We start from the raw sequence: 234 nt of genomic DNA, 5'->3' as shown, positions 1-234 counted from the left end.
GTACTGCACGCGGCCGTTGAGCGGAGCCTTGAGCAGGCTGTCGTCGAATTCCCCCTGCATGCGCTCGACGCACGCCGTGGCGGCCGGAGGCAAGCTGCTCAACATGGTCGACCTGGCAGACGTCGACATGACCTTCTTCCTGCCCTCGGTCCAGGCCGTCAAGGTCGAGCTGGTCCAGGAAGTGCAACTGGTTATCGACGCCGTGCCCGAGTACGTTATCACGGAGAAGGTGTA

1 pseudogene is annotated in these 234 nt (G+C 62.8%); it reads left to right on the top strand.

Going from position 1 to position 234, the window contains the following annotated elements:
• Positions 1-82: 82 nt before the first annotated feature.
• Positions 83-234: pseudogene (locus ACCC94_RS30540) on the top strand (glycoside hydrolase family 43); the annotation flags it as partial.

The sequence above is a fragment of the Pseudomonas sp. Pseusp97 genome, from assembly GCF_047304025.1.
Classification (GTDB): Bacteria; Pseudomonadota; Gammaproteobacteria; order Pseudomonadales; family Pseudomonadaceae; genus Pseudomonas.
The sequence above is the reverse complement of the archived record's forward strand: the minus strand, read 5'-3'. Positions and strand labels throughout refer to the sequence as shown.